General features: G+C 73.3%; 1 protein-coding gene. It reads left to right on the forward strand.

Going from position 1 to position 664, the window contains the following annotated elements; translation table 11 throughout:
- Positions 1–664, forward strand: a 664-nt coding sequence (locus LPA54_RS34540; RefSeq protein ID WP_228984590.1) for an FAD-dependent monooxygenase, incomplete at both ends; no start/stop codon positions are given.

The raw sequence follows: 664 nt of genomic DNA on the forward strand, positions 1-664 counted from the left end.
TCGGAGCGGGGCCCGTCGGGCTCACGCTGGCACTGGCGCTGGCGCGTCAGGACGTACCGTGCGTGGTCCTCGACGAGGGGCCGGGCAAGGACGAACCCCGTCCCGCCCGCACGGTCGTGCTGCGCGAGGACACCGCCGCGCTGATGGAACGGCTGACCGGCCTGTCCCTCGACCACGCGGGCTTCCGTTGGGCCGGATGGCGGTCGATGCGGCGCAAGCAGGTGACGAACGAGGTCGCCTTCGAGGACGCCGAGGCCGCTCCCCTGCACATCGCCCAGCATGTCCTGACCGGCGCGCTGCGCGCGGCCCTGGAGAACGAACGGCTCGTCAAGATCGTTGTGGACAGCCGCCTGGACACCATGGAGCAGGAACGGTCCGGCGTCACCGCGCACACCCGGGGCGCCTCCGGCACCTGGTGGCGCGGCAGTTACCTGGTCGGCTGCGACGGCCCGCGCTCCACCGTGCGTAAGCTCCAGGACATCCGTTTCCCCGGCCGCACCGCGGTGGAACGTCACGCCGTCGCCGCCCTGCGCACCGAACTCCCCTGGCAGGACGAGGCGCTGCTGCACCGCTCCCCGCCCTGGCGCACCTCCGGCCCCTACGCCGGGGAGATCACCGCCCGTCCACTGCCGGACGACGTGTGGCGGCTGGGCTGGCTGCTGCC

Origin of the sequence: Streptomyces sp. DH12 (assembly GCF_020873895.1) — a bacterium.
In the GTDB taxonomy this organism is placed as follows: Bacteria; Actinomycetota; Actinomycetes; order Streptomycetales; family Streptomycetaceae; genus Streptomyces.